This is a genomic window from Citrobacter sp. R-1.5.2 (assembly GCF_035064245.1).
Lineage (GTDB): Bacteria > Pseudomonadota > Gammaproteobacteria > Enterobacterales > Enterobacteriaceae > Citrobacter.
In genome coordinates, this window is the sequence record NZ_JASEYC010000031.1 from 1 (window position 1) to 18,502 (window position 18,502).

14 protein-coding genes and 7 pseudogenes are annotated in these 18,502 nt (G+C 49.4%); 13 read left to right on the plus strand and 8 right to left on the minus strand.

Translation table 11 applies throughout. The features are described from left to right. The 6 genes and pseudogenes from QMN38_RS27110 to QMN38_RS25470 form a co-directional block, all read left to right on the plus strand. Window positions 1–62: IS1 family transposase (locus QMN38_RS27110; protein WP_071528444.1), on the plus strand; the 62-nt coding region annotated here is incomplete at its 5' end. An 853-nt stretch (window positions 63–915) separates the two neighbouring features. Beyond that, window positions 916–1,601, plus strand: a pseudogene (locus tag QMN38_RS25450) (IS3 family transposase); the annotation flags it as partial. 672 nt (window positions 1,602–2,273) lie between these two features. Further along, complete coding sequence (gene ltrA, locus QMN38_RS25455) at window positions 2,274–3,773, plus strand: group II intron reverse transcriptase/maturase (RefSeq protein ID WP_048213817.1); 1,500 nt, start codon at window positions 2,274–2,276, stop codon at window positions 3,771–3,773. Window positions 3,774–3,853: 80 nt separating this feature from the next. After that, window positions 3,854–4,351: pseudogene (locus QMN38_RS25460) on the plus strand (IS3 family transposase); the annotation flags it as partial. 214 nt (window positions 4,352–4,565) lie between these two features. Further along, a complete protein-coding gene (locus QMN38_RS25465) occupies window positions 4,566–4,835 on the plus strand; it encodes a type II toxin-antitoxin system TacA family antitoxin (protein WP_048213818.1) in 270 nt (89 codons plus the stop codon). Between the two features lie 3 nt (window positions 4,836–4,838). Continuing rightward, a complete protein-coding gene (locus tag QMN38_RS25470) occupies window positions 4,839–5,369 on the plus strand; it encodes a GNAT family N-acetyltransferase (RefSeq protein WP_048213819.1) in 531 nt (176 codons plus the stop codon). A gap of 84 nt (window positions 5,370–5,453) precedes the next feature. Here QMN38_RS25470 and QMN38_RS25475 read toward each other — a convergent pair whose 3' ends face one another. Both QMN38_RS25475 and QMN38_RS25480 read right to left on the minus strand, forming a co-directional pair. Next, window positions 5,454–6,458: a hypothetical protein gene (locus QMN38_RS25475; protein ID WP_323606338.1), complete on the minus strand. Its 1,005-nt coding sequence runs from the start codon at window positions 6,456–6,458 to the stop codon at window positions 5,454–5,456. Between the two features lie 4 nt (window positions 6,459–6,462). Beyond that, entirely contained in the window at window positions 6,463–6,708 is a 246-nt protein-coding gene (locus QMN38_RS25480) for a hypothetical protein (protein WP_048213821.1), read from the minus strand. Between the two features lie 762 nt (window positions 6,709–7,470). Here QMN38_RS25480 and QMN38_RS25485 point away from each other — a divergent pair. Further along, a pseudogene (locus QMN38_RS25485) lies at window positions 7,471–7,664 on the plus strand (tyrosine-type recombinase/integrase); the annotation flags it as partial. 246 nt (window positions 7,665–7,910) lie between these two features. Here QMN38_RS25485 and QMN38_RS25490 read toward each other — a convergent pair. Then, entirely contained in the window at window positions 7,911–8,921 is a 1,011-nt protein-coding gene (locus QMN38_RS25490; RefSeq protein WP_063161595.1) for a RepB family plasmid replication initiator protein, read from the minus strand. Between the two features lie 739 nt (window positions 8,922–9,660). Here QMN38_RS25490 and sopA point away from each other — a divergent pair. Further along, complete coding sequence (sopA, locus tag QMN38_RS25495) at window positions 9,661–10,827, plus strand: plasmid-partitioning protein SopA (RefSeq protein ID WP_045325857.1); 1,167 nt, start codon at window positions 9,661–9,663, stop codon at window positions 10,825–10,827. After that, window positions 10,827–11,792 carry a ParB/RepB/Spo0J family plasmid partition protein gene (locus QMN38_RS25500; RefSeq protein WP_063161596.1) on the plus strand — a complete coding sequence of 322 codons (966 nt, stop codon included), beginning with the start codon at window positions 10,827–10,829 and terminating at the stop codon, window positions 11,790–11,792. The genes sopA and QMN38_RS25500 overlap by 1 nt, the downstream gene beginning before the upstream one ends. 643 nt (window positions 11,793–12,435) lie before the next feature. Here the strand turns inward: QMN38_RS25500 and QMN38_RS25505 are convergent. Next, window positions 12,436–12,685, minus strand: a pseudogene (locus QMN38_RS25505) (DUF4113 domain-containing protein); the annotation flags it as partial. On the opposite strand from QMN38_RS25505, the pseudogene QMN38_RS25510 reads away from it, so the two are divergent. Together QMN38_RS25510 and QMN38_RS25515 are read left to right on the plus strand one after the other, a co-directional pair. Beyond that, window positions 12,679–13,137, plus strand: a pseudogene (locus QMN38_RS25510) (plasmid partitioning/stability family protein); the annotation flags it as partial. The pseudogenes QMN38_RS25505 and QMN38_RS25510 overlap by 7 nt on opposite strands. 3 nt (window positions 13,138–13,140) lie before the next feature. After that, window positions 13,141–13,404 (plus strand): hypothetical protein, encoded by a 264-nt coding sequence (locus QMN38_RS25515; RefSeq protein ID WP_323606342.1) that lies wholly within the window; start codon window positions 13,141–13,143, stop codon window positions 13,402–13,404. 209 nt (window positions 13,405–13,613) lie between these two features. Here QMN38_RS25515 and QMN38_RS25520 read toward each other — a convergent pair whose 3' ends face one another. The 4 genes and pseudogenes from QMN38_RS25520 to QMN38_RS25535 form a co-directional block, all read right to left on the minus strand. Beyond that, window positions 13,614–14,450 (minus strand): hypothetical protein, encoded by an 837-nt coding sequence (locus QMN38_RS25520; RefSeq protein ID WP_104652392.1) that lies wholly within the window; start codon window positions 14,448–14,450, stop codon window positions 13,614–13,616. A 32-nt stretch (window positions 14,451–14,482) separates the two neighbouring features. Continuing rightward, window positions 14,483–15,376 (minus strand): annotated as a pseudogene (locus QMN38_RS25525) (IS3 family transposase); the annotation flags it as partial. 12 nt (window positions 15,377–15,388) lie between these two features. Continuing rightward, window positions 15,389–16,540 (minus strand): IS30-like element IS30H family transposase, encoded by a 1,152-nt coding sequence (locus tag QMN38_RS25530; protein ID WP_191249251.1) that lies wholly within the window; start codon window positions 16,538–16,540, stop codon window positions 15,389–15,391. A 64-nt stretch (window positions 16,541–16,604) separates the two neighbouring features. Beyond that, window positions 16,605–16,853: pseudogene (locus QMN38_RS25535) on the minus strand (transposase); the annotation flags it as partial. A gap of 338 nt (window positions 16,854–17,191) precedes the next feature. On the opposite strand from QMN38_RS25535, the gene QMN38_RS25540 reads away from it, so the two are divergent. After that, complete coding sequence (locus QMN38_RS25540; protein ID WP_015059152.1) at window positions 17,192–17,725, plus strand: hypothetical protein; 534 nt, start codon at window positions 17,192–17,194, stop codon at window positions 17,723–17,725. 5 nt (window positions 17,726–17,730) lie between these two features. Continuing rightward, on the plus strand, window positions 17,731–18,315 hold the full coding sequence (locus QMN38_RS25545) for a tetratricopeptide repeat protein (protein WP_323606346.1): 585 nt from the start codon (window positions 17,731–17,733) through the stop codon (window positions 18,313–18,315). Window positions 18,316–18,502 lie beyond the last annotated feature (187 nt).

Below are 18,502 nucleotides of genomic sequence, written 5' to 3' on the forward strand. Positions count from 1 at the left end.
AATCGGTGGAGCTGCATGACAAGGTCATCGGGCATTATCTGAACATAAAACACTATCAGTAAGTTAGAGTCATTACCAATAATACCTTCAAATAAAAAAAGCGGTCCGGCGACATCCCCCGGACCGCTTCAATAAACTGTCTGATGTTATGTATTCATCAGTGTGCAAATATCATACCAGCTTATGGTTCAGATAGCCACGTTGCTTAATTGTTGTGCAATGTAACAAATGTGAGGTATGTGTAGGTAATCGTTATTTTTAGGACTTAATGCACCGGTATTCTGGGCTTCAAATTCATCGGGGTAATGGCAAGTTAATGAAAAAAAGACCATTCCTCACGGGGGAAAAATGGTCGAATAATAGTATCCTGGTTCTGTGTACGTCAGGGTTCCAGTAGGATAGCGTCTATTGTCATGAACGAAACGACAAATAAGGGGGTAAATATGCCTCATTTTTGTTAAGGAATTGTCTATATGAACTGTTACTCAGTTTCTGTCCGTGAAATGGTCAGTATCAGGTATCAGACAATCATATCCTTTTATCTCACTGAGATTCCGGGCTGGACTTGATATCATCTAAACCTTTTCGGATTTCCACGTTTGGAAAATACAAGCCTTTCAAGAATTATACTGGTCTGTTAAGCGACCGATTGGAATCCGATATAAGAATATCCAGCAAGGAATTGACGCCCTCGACACTGCTGATGTCTTTGAGGCGGTTTCTTGGATGAATCTGTCCTGAAGTGTCTGATTTTATCGCTCTATGTGATTGTTCGACTGTAGTGGCACAGTAAATTTGGCCACCTGATTAAAGGTGTGGAGTGCCCCCGAGCCCGTAGACAAATCTGCCCTATAGTTGGACTGACCCCACCCCGGTAGACGATCCTGCCCTATAGTTTGAGCATAGGGGGAGCATATGGGCACACCACGATTTACACCTGAATTTAAGGAAGAAGCCGTCCGACAGATAACGGAACGCGGTTATTCCGTTGCCGAAGTATCTGACCGTCTGGGCGTTTCTGCCCACAGCCTCTACAAGTGGCTACGGGCTATCAAACCGGATAACAGCGAGCAGCATGCCCGGGATTTACTGGAAGCCAAAAGCGAGATCCTGAAACTACGGGCACAGCTAAAACGTACCGAAGAAGAACGGGATATCCTGAAAAAGGCCGCGCGGTACTTTGCAAGGGAGCCCGACTGAAGTACCGCTTTATCAATGAGCACCGCACTGTATGGGGTGTGATGACAATGTGTCGGGTACTGGATGTCGCCCGGGCCGGGTTCTACGCGTGGCTGCATAACCCGGTCTCGGCACGTGATAAAGATAATCAGCGTCTGCTGACGCTTATCCGTGACTCCTATTCACTGAGCGGAGGCGTATACGGTTACCGGCGGGTTCATGGCGACCTGAACGAAATCGGGGAAACCTGCGGTAAAAACCGGGTGGGCCGTATTATGCAACTGAACCGGATTAAAGCCGTGCGCGGCTATAAAGCGCCGCGTCGTATCGCTGGCAGACCTTCAGTGGTTGCCCCTAATCGCGTGCAGCGGCAGTTTACTGTTGTCCGGGCCAATCAGGTCTGGGTCACCGACATTACTTATAGTGTGCCCGGAGTTCAGGGCGGGCATGGATGCTTAAATGAACCGCGAGTCTGTCTGGAATATTGAACCGGTAACTCACGATGAGAACCCCAACAATCCCACCGGGTGTGACGGTGGAGAACCTGAGCGGCAGTGACCTGCGGCATGCCCGCAGGGTGATGTAACCCGCTGACAACGGGGATTGAGGCGAGATCACTAAGCCGAGATGATCCTCAAGGTTAAGTACTGAAAGGCTGAAGAACATGAACCCGTTAATCCGCCTCTGTGGGTTGAAAACGTCACCACGGCCTACGTGATCTGACAGGCCGTGCAGGAGGAACTGGCAGTGATACGTAAGCACTGCCGGTCGAAGGTGTTTTGACATGTATGCGAAACACCGGGGCAGCAGCGTCTATCACGCTTGCGTTGCTGACTTCTGCCAACTTGCGGCAAGCAAGGATAAAGAGTGCGACGGGCAGCCTCCTCAGTATGCCTGACTCCAGGCAGGTAAACCGGGGAAGGTCAGCGACGGATGTTAAGGGGGCATGGCTCCGATGACGCGCTGGCTGGCGGAGCTTCCGTAGTAGTCCGCGATGGGGAAAGCCCATTACATGGCGAAGGGAAGCAGTTTGAATGTGTTTGCGACGTGAATTAACTGACCTAACGAGGTGAAGACCTTTGATAATCAGCGAAATGCAACGCAAGCTTGCCACATGGGCAGCCACCGATCCGTCCCTACGGATTCAACGGCTGCTGCGTCTGATAACACAACCAGAATGGCTGGCTGAAGCGGCGCGGATCACGCTTTCATCAAAGGGGGCGCATACCCCCGGCGTTGATGGCGTGAACAAAACAATGCTACAGGCCAGACTGGCTGTTGAGCTGCAAATCCTCAGGGATGAATTACTCTCAGGCCACTACCAGCCCTTGCCCGCCAGACGGGTTTACATCCCTAAAAGCAACGGCAAACTGCGACCACTGGGTATCCCCGCGTTGCGGGATCGTATTGTTCAGCGGGCCATGCTGATGGCGATGGAGCCGATATGGGAGAGTGATTTTCATACGCTCTCATATGGCTTCCGGCCTGAGCGCAGTGTCCACCACGCGATCCGCACGGTGAAATTACAGCTCACAGACTGCGGTGAAACCCGGGGACGCTGGGTGATTGAAGGCGACCTGTCCAGTTACTTCGACACCGTACATCATCGACTGCTGATGAAGGCTGTACGCCGCAGGATCAGTGACGCACGTTTCATGACTCTGCTGTGGAAAACCATCAAGGCGGGACATATCGATGTCGGTCTCTTTCGGGCGGCCAGTGAAGGTGTGCCACAGGGCGGTGTTATATCGCCGCTATTATCGAACATCATGCTGAATGAGTTCGATCAATACCTGCATGAGCGCTACCTGAGCGGGAAAGCCAGAAAAGATCGGTGGTACTGGAATAACAGTATCCAACGGGGCCGAAGTACGGCGGTCAGAGAAAACTGGCAGTGGAAACCCGCGGTGGCGTACTGCCGCTATGCCGATGATTTTGTCCTCATCGTCAAAGGCACCAAAGCACAGGCGGAAGCCATCAGGGAGGAGTGTCGGGGTGTGCTCGAAGGCAGTCTGAAACTCAGGCTGAACATGGATAAGACTAAAATCACCCATGTTAATGACGGCTTTATCTTTCTGGGGCACAGGATCATTCGCAAACGCAGTCGTTATGGCGAGATGCGAGTGGTCTCAACGGAGAAAGCCAGAAACTTCGCCGCATCGCTGACAGCACTGTTATCAGGCAACTACAGTGAAAGCAAAGTCGATATGGCTGAACAACTCAACCGAAAACTGAAAGGCTGGGCCATGTTCTATAAGTTCGTTGATTTTAAGGCCAAAGTCTTCAGTTATATCGACCGTGTCGTGTTCTGGAAGCTGGCTCACTGGCTGGCCCGCAAATACCGTACAGGTATCGCTTCCCTGATGAGGTGGTGGTGTAAATCACCGAAACCGGGTCAGAGCAAAACGTGGGTTTTATTTGGTAAAACCAATCACGGCAAGCTCAGCGGCGAAATACTGTACCGGTTGGTGGGGCAAGGCAAGAAGCTGTTCCGCTGGCGGCTACCCGAAGGTAATCCCTATCTGAGGACGGAGACCAGAAACACGTATACATCGCGCTTTACAGAAGTGGCAATGGCGTTCGCCAGCATTTAAATGGAGAGCCGGATGCGCTGAAAGGTGCACGTCCGGTTCGGGGAGGAGAGGCAGGGAAATAGTCCGACTACGCCCTGCCTCTTACTCTACTCCGCACCTGGCAGGGCTGGCTGTATCTGGCGGTGGTTATCGAGCTCTTCGCCCGTAACGTGGTGGGCTGGTCGATGAAGCCCACTCTCTCACGCGAACTGGCGCTGGATGCACTGATGATGGCGGTCTGGCGGCGAAAACCGGACGGCGAGGTCATCGTAAATAGCGATCAAGGTAGCCAGTATGGCAGTGACGACTGGCAGCGCTTCTGCCGGGCCAATAACCTGGCTCCGAGTATGAGCCGGCGTGGCAATTGCTGGGATAATGCGGTGGCCGAATCGTTCTTCAGTTCACTGAAAAAAGAACGTATCAGGAAGAGAATATACAAAACCCGGGATCTGGCCCGGGCGGATATCTTCGATTACATTGAAGTGTTCTACAACCGGGCCCGGCGCCACAGTCATCTCGGTGGCGTCAGTCCGGAGGCCTTCGAACAGGCCTCCGTCGTGAGGACAGAATTTGTCCACTGTTGTGGGGGTAGTCCATAAATGATTCTGAGGTGTCTGTTAAACCCATGGCGATTCATTTCTCTGTACCTTTACGTGCTGTGCCTAGATCCATAGCTAACTTGTGGTTGAAACCTGCATACCATAACACTATTATATTTGTACGGCATACCTCCGTACATGCTATCGCCTTAAGTCCCGAACTTAACAAAACAGTCCGCTCTTTCAGATTAAAGAGTGGCCTGGGAGAAAAACCATGTCAGCACTGAAAAAGCAGCGCATTGACCTGAGATTAAATGAAGACGACAAACACATGATCGAAGAAGCTGCAGCAATGACTAACCAGTCAATTTCGCAGTTCATGGTCAGTACCGCCTCAGAACGCGCTGCAGAAGTTATTGACCAGCACCGTCGTCTGCTCCTCAATGAGGAGTCCTGGAACCTGGTTATGGATGCAATCACTAATCCGCCAGTACCGAATGACCGGCTGAAACGCGCCGCTAACCGTCTCCGGGAACTGGAGTAATAAATGGACGGTTTAAGGATTGAGATTTTTTCAGAGGAAGTTGAATATGAATTAAGCAACTTCGATTGTGGAGAAGAGTATCTGAATACTTTTCTTACTGACCATCTGAAACGCCAGCACAACAGTAAGATTTTGCGTGGCTATCTGCTCGTGACGAGAGAGGATAAACCACGTGTTATGGGGTACTACACGCTGTCTGGCAGCTGCTTTGAGAAAACACTTCTACCCAGCAAAACGCAACAAAAGCGCGTCCCCTACAAAAATGTGCCGAGCGTGACTTTAGGCCGTCTGGCAATTGATAAAAGCATTCATCACCAGGGATATGGAGAAACACTTGTTACCCATGCTATGAAAGTCGTGTATCAGGCCTCGCAGGCTGTGGGTATACACGGAATGTTCGTGGAAGCGCTGAACGACAACGCCAAAAAATTCTACCTTCGCCTGGGTTTTATACAGTTAAAAGAAGAAAACAGTAATTCGCTCTTCTACCCGACAAAATCTGTTGAAGAATTGTTCGAAGTAAAAGATGAATAAAACTGGTTTAGACTGATCCAGTAAAGCCGTACCGCTTACATAAAGCAGCCTGGTCCTATTACGGTATTTTTGCCGAAATCAGGCCTAGATATCGTCCAGCAGGCTGTTCAGTTCGCGCCGGTCAAATTCTTCCTGACTCATCAGCGGCCAGCGGATAAGGCGGGTGAGGCGGGAAGCCTGATCCGGCGTAAACCTGAATCCGGCCAGCATCGGTGTCATCAAATGGCCGGTATCTTCTTCATACCGATCCGAGCGAAGGGCATCAGGAGTCCCCTCCACGGCTTTTGCCAGCGCCAGGAAACGCTCCTGTAACGGTTGTTCCTTATTACGCCAGCCTGGCTTCACTGCTTTAAGGTGCTCCGGGTTTGTTGCGGATAACCCCTTCACATCGTATTGTCGCAGTGCCCTGAGCAGGTGCTGGTACCAGGTTACTGTCGTGGATGAAGCCTGTCCGCCGGGAAACTCAGCCCCTTTCAGTGAAGGTGTACCCTGTTCCAACGCGGTGCTTTCGTTGATCTGCAGGCGGATATCAATGCCGGCATCGTGACAGGCCTGTAACCACTCCGCCACCTGCAGGGGGTCGCTTTCGAGGCGCGTCACCTGCCCGGCAGAGGTCCACAGCTGCAGGCAGGTGGTGCCGTCAAGACGGATAACGTAGTCTCCCCGGCACGCCAGATGCCAGCGATCACTCAGCTCCACCGGGCGGTCGTCACCGAATGTGTCGGACGCATACACCGGCTTTAGCCGGACCAGGGGCAGGACCCGGACCACCGTCGCGCGCTGCTCAGTCTGCACTCGTTCGCGTTCGGCGGCCAGCAGGGGGACGGCGATTGCCCGTCCACTGTCCGTCAGCTCGACAGCCAGCTGCAGATTCGGCGCACGTAGCGTGCGCAGCCAGCCCGAGGCTTCCATGCGCCGGCAGGAGGCACGCAGGTTCGGTCCGTACACCGGGGCGTCCCCACCCTGCTCCAGCAGATGTTCCAGGTCCCGGGTACGGACACAGGTAATGTCATTGTGCTCAAGACCTGCCAGCACAATCAGCACGCGCCGCTGCAGCGGTGACGGACGGCGGACGTTCACCGTTGTCACGATGTCAGTCCTCTATCCTAAAGACGAGGGTGTGCAGGCGCTGCCAGTCGGCCTCAATGCGTTCATAATCTCCCACGCCTGAATAGCCACGATTCACCAGCCTGTGCCAGAAATGCAGGAAGTCCGTTGCTTTACTCAGCTCCTGAGGATAGTAAGGGCCTTCCTTGTTGAGATCACATTTCTGTATCGACTCCTCGGCTTCCTGCAACAGCTGCTCATAGCTGAGTGAAAACGTCACTTCCTGATCCATCCTGCACGCTCCGTTTGATGATGTGTGGTTATATAATAAATCATACTAAGAATTTTTATTGCTATTTTAGTTCAAATCATATCAGATATGATTGATAGTAAAGTGATAAATATCATACCTAGTATGATTTTGTTTGTATTGTTATAAAATCATATCAATTACGCGTTTCCCACCGTGTAGATCCGAAAAGCGGTAGTTCCGGATCACGGCGATTTTCTGCGCAGATTTGTGAAACGAAAATTAAAAATGTGCTACACTTTAATTGGTTAGATAAATTTCATCCTCCCCGCATCAGACCGACCTGACGAGTAAATCCTGTTAATCTGTTCATCATCGCTTCCGGAAACTTTTCTACTATGGATTTTTCGGAAGTGTAGGAACGCTGCGCCAGGTAATTACGGATGGTGACTGTTATCTGGCTATTCACTTCATGCGGGCAATGGAATGTCTCATGAGTGATAAATAAATAGAACTAATAGCCATCAAATAATAAGGAAATTTATTATGACTATAACGAAAATATGGGCATGCCAGTCATGCGAGGTCTGTGACGTCCCGCAGAACATTTTTGGAACGTTGTTATGTGTGTATGAGTATCTGACCAGTAAACCAGGTTCAAATCCGAAAATGTGGTTCAAGGAGCATTCGCCACAATACCGCGAATTGATTTCATATAGCGGGAAGGTGATTACCATCTGGCGTTCCTCGCAGAACGTCTGGCGTGTACGTACTGACCAAGATAATGTTGAGGACTGGGACGAGATGGCCACCTTAACCGGTGCTCCTCTGGCGTACCTCCTCGCATCCGAAGTGAAAGCTCTGCTCTTCTATATGCCGGATCTTCGCCATTACATGATGTTCTCCACTTTCAGGAACACCGGTGTGCGGATCGGTGAATCCCGGACGCTGACTCGGAATACTTTGATCTCGACGGGCTAAGACCCTTTATGAAATTACCGGGCTCAGGACATCCGGCCTGACGCACAATATTGACTGAGTGATGAAGGGAAACATATCGCAGTGAAGATGTTCAGCAGACTGCCCGCTCTTCCACACACCGCAGTCAATATCAATATCCCGGTAGGCGTATCCGCATATCGCAGTCAAGGCAGGCAAAACCTAAATGGGATGATGAATCAGTATAAATTGACTGTGGTATGCAGAACGCATACCACAGTCAACAAACCCTAAAACGGCATACCTCAGTCATTTTCCGGTTTCACGCTGCCGAGCGCCTTTGCCAGTTTCTGAGGATCAATACCTGCAGCCTTCAGGGCTTTAATCACTTCGTCATAGTTCTGCTCAGGTACTTCCTCTTCCGGCTCACGGGGAACAACGACCTTGCTACTGATGAGTTTCGGATTACGGTAATGCACGCTAAAGTAGGTGGCCCGGCCGCGTTTGAATTCGGTGTAATCCAGATAGCCGATATCCTTCAACTGCGCCATAGCTTTGCGCACCGTGTGGTTCTGCGTGTAGATGTTAGATGTCAGGTTGAGTCTATCTCGCATACGCTTCATGGAGATTGGGGCCGGATTCTGCGGCAGGCTTTCGATGTAGGTATAGAGTGCCTGTGCGGACTCCTTGCGCTGCAGGGCATCGATGGCCTTCAGACGCAACAAGACCCGTCTATCCATCTGATAAAGCTCAAATAGCTTGGGCTCTGCCCTGATCTCCACGACATCAGCAGTGATGTCGTAATAGGCAGACTGAACTAGGTGCGTAGTCCACCCTTTCGTTTCACTCTGAAACTTGAGGGTTACGGATGCCAGCTTGAATAGGGAGTTGCTGATCCTGTCGCGCATTTTCTTGTTAGAGCGCCGGGAGTCAAAGCCACACATTTTAACGAACTCAACAAAAGACAGCTTGAGCGTGTCATCCTTGACGCCAAAATCATACATTGAACGGATGATCCCAAGCCAGACTTTGAAGTCCGTATCCATATCGAGGCGCGATCCGGTGATCCTGACATCGGTATACCCTTCACTCCGGGCAATGGACAGCTGTACGAGCTCCTCAGTCGCATCCGTGACGTTTTTGCGGTTCGTCTTACTCCTGGAGGTCGATTTCAGTGTAGGAACGAACAGACCAAGCCTCATGAGTGCAACAGGCTGAACAGTACTGGCGCTGTTGACATCCAGCTTAACAACTTCGCCCGTTGTCTTGTTGACCTCCTGAAGATTCAGGGGTAACTCATTATTTTCCATAGCCATTTTATTAACCCGCGATCATCCACAAAGGAAAGTATATACGCATATCACAGTCAACGGAAATACATACCCCAGTTAATACAATTGCATACCGCAATAGGTGATCCTGCACACAACAGTCAACATACCACACACCACAGTTAATGAAGACAGTCTCCGGGCTCAGGCGTAGCGGGGCGCTGCACGATCCGGGGATCTCTTTTTGATCTCACCATGATCTCCTTAAGGATCAATTATTGGATCGAAATATGGAATAACTGCCAGCATCTCGTACATATGGACGACTGACGTGACACAATATGAATCCTGGTACAACAACCCGGTAATACAACACCCTGAAAGGCAATAATCTTGACTGTGATATGCAGAAAAATACATTTCATTACCCTTCTCTATTCCTGTTCTGCTTCATACCGCAGTCAATAATCTGCATACTGTAGTCAATTCCTCACCATTCAGATCCATCCGGTGGATCTTCGTTAGCTTCAGAGCGTTAGCCACACCCTGTTAGCACACAGTAATTCCGCTTCCTCGACGCATGCGCATGCGTGCGCACGCTTTCTGCGGCGAGCGGATGATATTGACTGCAGCATGCGGCAACCTTCAGGCGGATGCTAAACTGAATACGGCTACATTTTGATCAGCTTTGCAATTTTTAAGATGGTTTGCAATTTTAATGTTGCTTTGCGCCTTTCATCAAGATTTAATAGATTAATGCAAAGTTGAAAACAAGGAACAGAAAATGGGACTGATGGAAACGCTTGACCAGTGCATTACTGCCGGTCATGAAATGACGAAAGCTATCGCGATTGCACAGTTTAACGATGATAGCCCGGAAGCTAGGAAAATTACCCGTCGCTGGCGTGTGGGTGAGGCCGCCGATCTGATTGGCGTTTCTTCTCAGGCAATCCGTGATGCAGAAAAAGCAGGACGCCTTCCCCATCCTGATATGGAAATGCGTGGACGTGTGGAGCAGCGAGTGGGCTACACCATTGAACAAATTAACCATATGCGGGATGTATTTGGCACCCGTCTGCGCCGTCCTGATGACAGCGTTCCGCCCGTCATCGCGGTGGCAGCACATAAAGGGGGTGTCTATAAGACATCGGTATCTGTCCACCTGGCACAGGATCTGGCGCTGAAAGGGCTGCGGGTACTGCTTGTCGAAGGGAACGATCCACAGGGCACAGCCTCCATGTACCACGGCTGGGTCCCTGATTTGCATATCCATGCCGAAGACACACTGCTACCATTTTATCTTGGTGAGCGCGATGATGCAGCCTATGCCGTCAAACCCACCTGCTGGCCGGGTCTCGACATCATTCCGTCATGCCTGGCCCTGCATCGCATTGAGACAGAGCTCATGGGAAGGTTTGACAACGGGAAACTGCCGACAGAACCTCATATGATGCTTCGTCTGGCCATCGAAACGGTGGCTCATGATTATGATGTTATTGTTATCGACAGTGCACCGAACCTCGGTATTGGTACCATCAATGTCGTTTGTGCTGCTGATGTACTCATCGTGCCAACGCCAGCAGAGTTATTTGATTACACCTCTGCCCTTCAGTTTTTTGACATGCTGCGCGATCTGTTAAAAAACGTGGACCTGCAGGGTTTTGAACCTGACGTCAGAATTCTTCTGACCAAGTACAGCAATAACAATGGCTCACAGTCACCCTGGATGGAAGAACAGATCCGCGATGCCTGGGGAAGCATGGTACTGAAAAACGTTGTTCGCGAGACCGACGAAGTCGGTAAAGGTCAGATCCGTATGAGAACGGTGTTTGAGCAGGCTATCGATCAGCGCTCATCTACAGGAGCCTGGCGAAATGCGCTGTCTATCTGGGAACCTGTCTGTAATGAAATTTTTGATCGTCTGATTAAACCTCGCTGGGAGATCAGATAATGAAACGTGCACCAGTCATTCCAAAACATACCGTAAAAGACATCCGCCCCGAAACTGAACCGTCAGCGGCACCCGCTGCACCAATGGTTGATTCATTAATTGCACGGGTGGGAGCTATGGCCCGCGGGAATACCATTCTGCTTCCGGTTTGTGGCCGGGAAGTGAAATTTGTTCTAGAAGCCATCCCGGGCGAGAGTGTTGAAACGGCATCAAGAGTCTGGTCAGGTAATGAACGTGATCAGGAACTACTGACCGAAGACGCGCTTGATGATCTGATCCCCTCTTTTCTCCTGAGTGGTCAGCAGACGCCTGCGTTCGGACGACGGATAGAAGGTGTAATTGAGATTGCAGATGGCAGTCGTCGCCGTAAAGCCGCCATAATGACATCATCGGATTATCGCGTTCTCGTGGGCGATCTCGATGACGAACAGATGATGTCGTTATCTAGGTTGGGTAATGATTACCGCCCAGTCAGTGCTTATGAACGGGGCAAGCGCTATGCACTAAGGCTGGAAAATGAATTTAGCGGCAATGTCTCTGCCCTGGCAGAAGCCGAAAATATTTCCCGTAAAATTATCACGCGTTGCATAAACACGTCCCTGTTACCAAAATCCGTGGTTGCCCTCTTTACTCATCCCGGTGAACTTTCTGCCCGCTCTGGTGAGGCGCTGTACAAGGCATTCTCAGGAAAAGAAGCTTTACTATTGCAACAGACACAGCAGCTTCATGAGCAAAAGACAGCGGGGGTTATATTTGAACCCGAGGAAGTTATCGGTTTACTAACAGATGTACTTAAAGAGCCATCCGGTAAAAAAGTTAATCTCAGTACCCGTCATCAGTTTGTACCTGGAGCTACAGCTCTTTACAAAGGCGATAGGGTCATTTTTAATCTCGACAAATCACGCTTGCCTGCCGAGTGTATCGAGAAGATAGAAAGCATACTTCGCGACTTACAACATGGTTAGCCTGCCTGGTGATGCTAGTAAGCTCATCTTAAATTTCTGATATTTCTATTATCTTGCTGCTTCGGAACACATTTATTCCGGAGCAGCGATTCACTGCACTATAGCCTCAGTTTTGTTAAACAGGTCTGTTTACTTCTCTCTGCCTGATTGCTATCACAATCTCAAGATCCAGTTCCGGTTACTTTTTCCTATCAGGCGCCACGGAACCACTTACTACATGCGTACCAGATCTCACCCAGTAACCCGGCCCGGAATGTTGACACCACACTCCGGAGTTAACTGGGACCACGGTCCCATTTCCGCCCCGAGAGTCAAAACTTACCCGCCAACCCTGCCCGGATTGTTGGCACCATACTCCGGAGTTAACTGGGACCACGGTCCCACTTCCGTCCTGAGAGTCAAAACTTTCACCCGGCAACCCGGCCCGGATAGTCGACACCACACTCCGGAGTTAACTGGGACCACGGTCCCACACTATTCTGCTGTTACTTTCATAATCAAAATTCAGAGAATGTAATTCCTATATACAGTGCGTAAGGAGATTATGTTCGTTTTGTTGCCTGGTGCTTCTTCACCCACTCGCGGGCTTCGCCCTGTCGTTCGGCTGCGCCTAGCACTACTGACTCATTCTGAAAAGCGAAGTTTAACTGATCCTCGCAATGGGGATTTACTTTCCTGCGGGTGGTGTACGCAGGGGAGAGCATCTCGCGTTTCATTTGCCATGCAAACGCAATCCCTCGTCCGGAAAACCATACCTGTCCCAGACCTGAATGATTAATGCCATCGAGAAACTTCATCAGTTCAGCGTTATGAGGACGTGGCGGACGTTCGTCGAACAGCTGCAGCTGCGAAACGCCGGAGCCGGTGAAGTCATTCAGCATCACACCGGCTTTGCGCCGTGATGGCGCTGGTATCTGGCACCTGGTCTTCACTCGCAGGACTTCCTGATGAGTCTGATGGTACCGTGGCGGCTCTGGCCATGTCACCGGAGACGGAATACCAGCGCCGGCGTTACACCCTGACGCTTCAGGATGACCGGAGCAGTGAACGGGTTGAGCGTGTGCAGACGGGGGTGTCATCCCGTCTGCGTGGAGATCAGCTCAGAAACCTGATTATCACCGGTCTGGCCCTGCACACGACCGCACAGGAGCTGCCGCGTCTGCTGGCCAGTATGCCGGTGCCGCCTGGCTCGGTCAGCGAGCTGCAGGTTCAGATCCAGCAGATGGCCGGTACGGCTGACGTGAGTAAAGCTGCAGTACCGGAGAAACCAGCAGAGCCTGCCGCACCGGTAACCGGTGAAGCGACCAGGATAAAGAAAAATATGCGACGGGTATTCGGAGAATAAAACATGTCAGTGATTAAACAGAAGGCAGAGCAGTGCATTCATAATTTTCTGCGCACCCAGAACGTGCCTGAAACTCAGTGGTCGGAACTGGTCAAAAAGACCGGCAGGGGAATGATACTGGCAGGCGTGGCCGTCGTGGTTCCCGGTGTCCTGGTTGATAATATCTCCCTGCCGGTGAAAATTGCGATGCAGGTCTTCTACGCCTCGCTGATCGGCCTCGGGGTTCTCCTGGCGTTTGACGAGAAAAAACCAAAGGGGCGGGGATGAATATGAACATTAGCCTGAAGGAAACGGTATGAAGCTTGAAGAACTGTCAGGAGACGAACGCACACTGGTTATTGTGGCACTGCAGGTGTTGCACCTATAGGCTAAATCCGGCCCGTACACTCGATGTAATGTTTCGTGATGAGCGGATGTGGGCACAGCTAAAATCATAACGGATGCCGAATGGCACCCGTCATTGGTGAAAGGAGTAGCTAACTAGTGAATGCCTTGCTACGCTGGAATTTCTCGACTATCTGATTCTTTCTAATCAGTTTTCCGTCAAAGAGTTTTGTGGTTTTGTCCTTAATCCGACGTAACCGCAGGTTTACATGTCTATCAGTTGAGACTTTTGCTCCTGATATAGCCATAATTGCTCTGGTTGCGAGGAACTCCTCTTCGTAGTTGTCGCATACGAAGATAAGTAGCTCTAAGTTTTTGGTATCAATGAATCGCGTGACTTCTTGGCTTAAAGATGTAGCTGATTTTATCAGATCATCTTTGTCGTTCAGGGTCTCAATGATCCGTTTCAGTTTTGGTGTCGATAAATCTTCTGGATTCAGGCTGCAGGCCTCGGAGAATTTTTCTGCGAGCGATTTTGCCTGGGTCATCAAACTAATGACCTCATACATATAAGGTAGCGACTTTAAATTGCCCAATGAACTGGTAACCCATATGGGGTTATTGTCATCATTAAATTTTTGCAGGACATCAATTTTGATATCCCAGCTATGAGTCTTCTGCGCAGTAGTGATGAATGACAAAACTGCATTTGGAAATGATTTAAGTATCTGATCTAAAATTACTCTTGTATTAATGATTGTAGCCCGCAGATAAGATAGTTCTTCATTCATAATCAGTGATTTATCACGATAGTCCTTTAGTTTATGAAGAGCCTTCTTTCTGTCGATCTCTTTGCGAACCCGGTTTCTTTCATTGGTAAAGGATTTATCAGCCTTAAAGTATTTTCTTGCACAATGTCCGCCAATCAGGACTTCAAAACCATCCGCGGTTACACCTAACCAACCACTTTTGTGTTTTTGATGGCACACGCCATTTAATGCTTTGAATCGCCACGGATAATCTAGACACTTCCGAGCCGTTGATAATACTGGTTTTCATATTCTGTCGGTGACATCTGATCGCTGGAACCATGCCGACGCTTACTGTTATAAAACATTTCGATGTAATCAAAAATATCGCTGCGGGCTTCTTCCCGCGTTCCGTAGATCTTTTTCTTTATCCGTTCGCGTTTCAGCAACTGGAAAAAGCTTTCTGCAACCGCATTATCATGGCAGTTACCGCGACGGCTCATGCTGCCCTCCAGACCGTGTGATTTCAGGAACGACTGCCACTCATGGCTTGTGTACTGACTGCCCTGATCCGAATGAACCAGCACCTGTTTTTGGGGATTACGCCGCCATACAGCCATTAGCAGAGCGTTCAGGACAATGTCCTTTGTCATCCGGGATTGCATGGACCAGCCGATAATTTTGCGTGAGAACAGATCAACAACCACGGCAAGATACAGCCAGCCTTCGTGGGTCCTGATGTAGGTTATGTCTGTTACCCAACGCTCATCCGGAGCATCCGGATTGAACTGTCGCTGGAGCCTGTTGGGCGACACGATACTGGCCTCGCCTTTACGTGCCCGCGGGCTCCGGTATCCGACCTGAGCCTTTATCCCGACACGTTTCATCAGTCGCCAGACTCTGTTCACTCCGCACTGTTGCCCGCTGTCCCGCAGATCCAGATGGATTTTGCGATAACCATAGACGCATCCCGATTCCAGCCAGAACTGTTTAATCTGCCCTGTCAGTCTCAGGTCTGCCTGGTGGCGTTGTGAATGCGGCTGCTGAAGCCAGGCGTAAAAACCACTGGGATGTACATCCAGCACCCGACAGAGCAGGCGAACAGGCCAGCAACAGGTGTTGTCACGGATAAAGGCGTACCTCAGTCGGACAGCTTTGCGAAGTACGCCGCTGTAGATTCAATCTGTCAACGCAACACCCCTTTCAATTATCTCTTTAGGTGTTTTGAACTTCAGTGTCTTTCTCGGTCTGTTGTTTAGCTGAGCTGCAACCTGATCCAGCTCATGTTGAGTATATTGGGCAAGGCATGTCTTTTTGGGAAAGTACTGTCGGATTAGCCCATTAGTGTTCTCGTTTGTTCCCCGCTGCCAGGGGCTCTGAGGATCGCAGAAGTAAACTTTAACTCCTGTGCTGCCAGTAAATTCCAGATGTCTGGCCAGTTCCATTCCTCTGTCCCATGTCAGTGATCGCCGGAGTTCAGGAGGTAAGCTCAGGAATTTATCTGTAAGAGCCTGATTCACTGATAAAGCGTCTTTGCCCCTGAGTCTCAGGATGATCGTATAACGTGATTTTCGGTCTACAAGTGTGGCTATATGGGAGTTTTTTGTACCCGAGACTAAATCGCCTTCCCAGTGTCCCAGAGAGCGTCTGTTATCGATATGCCGGGAACGTTCGTGGATTGGCGTTCCGTTCACTATGTTGATAGTGCCTCTTTCACCTTTGCGAGTATGGCGCCGGCCATGACGGAGGCTGTGCGATCGGCGCAGATGCTGTACGTTCAGGTGGTGTAGCGCTTCACGACTACGAAAGTAAAGCGTCTTATAAATTGTCTCAGGTGATATTCGTAGTGTTTTTTGACGCGGCTTCGCTCGCCTTAACCATCCTGATATTTGCTCTGGGGACCACTTCATCTCAAGCTTTTCCAGAACAAGCTCTCGCAACGGCATATTCTGATCCAGTAAGCATGGTTTTGGTCTTTTAGCCATTCTGTTGGCCCGGTTATTCGCATCAACGGCTTTGTAATAGCGCCTGCCACGATTACGCTGAACTTCACGTGAGATTGTCGAAGGGCTACGATTCAGCATTGTAGCGATGGCTCGAATGCTCATTTTAGCTGACAGACCGGCTCGTATTTCCTCGCGCTCAGACAGCGTCAGGTGAGCAACAGCTCGCTTGCGCTCATTGGGTTTTATGCCACCAGTATCTCTTAACATCGTGAAGATGGTTCCTGGTTTCGAGCCCAGGATATTAGCTATCTCACTGAAGCCTTTTCCGTTCTTCCACAGTTCAAAAACAGATGTTTTTTCCTTTGCTGTAAATGTCCGTCTCATCCAACAATCCTCCGCAACTACATGTTTTCACATGACTGTTGCGTTGACCAATTGAATCTACAGCGGCTTTTTTTAATATGTCCCGTTCGTCGGTAACCCGCTTCAGCTCTTTCTGGAGACGGCGGATCTCGGCCTGAGCATCTGACTGTTCTTTATTAATGGAAGAATCCGGACCGTACTTCTTTATCCAGGCGTAAAGGCTGTGGGTGGTGATATCGAGACGTGTTGCAACGCTGGCAACAGAATAACCGCGATCAACAACCTGTTTGACTGCTTCAATTTTAAACTCTTCGGGATAACGCTTACCGCTCATGGGCACCTCTCTTTAAGCCATCTTAAATGACTCTGAGGTGTCTGTTAAACCCATGGCGATTCAGTTTGCACTCCATCACACTGCTAAGGGACGTTATGGTAAATACCATTCTGCAATAACTATCCATGTATAGATCATCCTTTATCTCCGTATGGCATAACCCATCTGAATCCATTAAGCATGACAAAACCTTCTTTATAAATAGCACTTTCAGTAGTACTTGATGTAGAAAATTGATTGTCATTTGTGTTTTTACTTGATATCTACGTGATATACTGATATTAATTAAAGCGTAAATTATCTAAAACTAGATTTTCAATATGTTATAGGTGGTTCAAATGCCAGGTACTAAGTGTGTTACTGTTCTTACTGCTCGTGGAATTACTGAGATTTTAAAAACAGGTGGAAGCAAAGCCTGGAGACTCAATGCAACCCATGCAGGAAAATGTTCGTATGTTGTTTGCGTTCAGAACTCGAAGATTGATTGGGGAACCCAGGAGGCAAAGCATCACCATGCTTTTATGATTGGCCGTATTTCTGGGATTAGCAGGATTCCAGACCATCCCAAGAAGCGTTGGATAATCAACATTGATTCTTATGCTGAGATTGATATCCCTGACCAATGGGATGGAAACCGGAATCCGGTTTCTTACCGAAACCTTGAGGATATGGGGATAGATCTTGATACTCTCGATTTTAAACCTGTTGGTCATATTGTATCTGGAATAAAACAGACTAGTGGTGACGAATACGATGAGTATGAAGAAGTTGATGTCAGCGATAGACCTTTAAGCCTGAAAGAAGCTAAGGCTGGTCTAGCACTTCATTTTGGCGTCAATGAGGATGACATTCAGATCACTATTAAGGGGTGACCTTTATGGAATCATTCTCTGTTGAGCATTGGTTACCACAGGCTACTGCTGGAGATAGTCAGGCTAGATTTTATTTGGGGAAGATATTCTCATGCGGGCTGGGTGTTCATCAGGATTATAAGCTGGCTATATACTGGTTTCAGCTTGCAGCGGAGCAAGGCCATGATGATGCCCAGTTTAATCTTGGGTGGGTATATCATTTGGGGTTAGGTGGATATAAACATGTCCAAAAAGCGTCTGAATGGTATCAGAAGGCCGCTCTGCAAGGTCATGCAGAGGCTCAGTTTCATCTAGGAAGGCTGTATGCTTTCTCTGATTTAAGAAATGATGGGCTTGCAGTTGAATGGTTTTTCTGTGCCGCGAAGCAAGGCTATAGTAGTGCGCAATTTAAACTTGGCTGGATGTATCATCTCGGTATGGGCGTTGAGCAAAGTGACAGGCAGGCTTTCCATTGGTTTATTCGGGCTGCTGAGCAAGATCATGCAGGGGCTCAGGCATCTCTTGGTGAGATGTATAAGCATGGGTGGGGAGTCGAGCAAGACGAAACGATGGCACAGTATTGGTTTCGACTCGCAAGAACAATGCCATAGCATCAAGCCCGCCCTGCGGGCTTTTTTATGTCTGCGCATAATGCGGCGTTATGGTAAATAGCCTATGCTAATGTCCGCTAAGAGCAAGAAGCGGAAGTTAGGGATCCATGTGGCTTTGTTGAATAAATCAGATTTCGGGTAAGTCTCCCCCGTAGCGGGTTGTGTTTTCAGGCAATACGCACGCTTT